At 42.3% G+C, this 1,004-nt stretch carries 1 protein-coding gene; it reads left to right on the forward strand.

The genetic code is table 11. From position 1 onward, the window contains the following. A partial coding sequence (locus tag FS875_RS10015; RefSeq protein ID WP_144756303.1) for a tyrosine-type recombinase/integrase occupies nucleotides 1-1,004 on the forward strand: 1,004 nt, incomplete at both ends.

The raw sequence follows: 1,004 nt of genomic DNA on the forward strand, positions 1-1,004 counted from the left end.
CTTCATAAGCGTAAAGATGGGGGTGCTCAATGGCTTTATCGTTATACTATTCATGGTCGTCGTCGCGAAATGGGATTAGGAGCATTGAGAAACGTCTCTTTAAAAAAAGCCCGTGAATTGGCAAATGGGTGGCGTTCTGTTTTACATGAGGGGCGTGATCCCATTAAAGAACGTGAAAAACAAAAGCGTGAGGCAATAAGTAACCTCCATTATCTAAAAGACATTGCCTTAGATGCTTTTGAAAGTCGTAAAGCTGAATTAAAAGGAGATGGCAAGGCTGGGAACTGGTTTCTACCTTTACAACTTTATGTTCTCCCCAAATTAGGCTGTATTCCCATTTCAGAGATTACCCAAACAGAGATACGCAATGTACTTGCTCCCATATGGCATACAAAAGCTGCAACAGCAGAGAAAGCAATAAATCGTCTTAATCTTTGTCTTAAACATGCGGCTGCATTAGGATTGGATGTTGATTTACAAGCAACAATAAAAGCACGCGCTCTGTTAGGGAAGCAACGCCATAAAGCACAAAATTTACCTGCAATGGATTGGAAAGATGTGCCTTCCTTTTATCAGTCACTTTGCAAAACAACAACCATGACACAACTGGCTTTGCGTTTACTTATTTTAACAGGTGTTCGTACACGCCCTTTGCGTTATATGCGTGAAGATCAGATTGATGGGGATATATGGACTATCCCTGCTGAGAGTATGAAAGGACGACGCGATGCTACAGAAGAATTTCGCGTTCCTTTATCATCAGAAGCACTAAAAGTGATTAAACAAGCGAGCCTTTTATATCGCAATGGTTTTCTTTTTTCTGCAACCGGTCGCGGTCCTCTTGCACAAAACAGCATGCTACAATACATGAAAAAAACTGGTCTGGAAGCTTGTCCCCATGGTTTTCGTTCTAGTTTACGCGATTGGCTTGCTGAAACAACCGATGCTCCCTATGAGGTTGCTGAAACCATTCTAGGTCATACGGTTGGGGGGAAAGTGGAGCG

This window comes from Bartonella saheliensis, assembly GCF_902162175.1.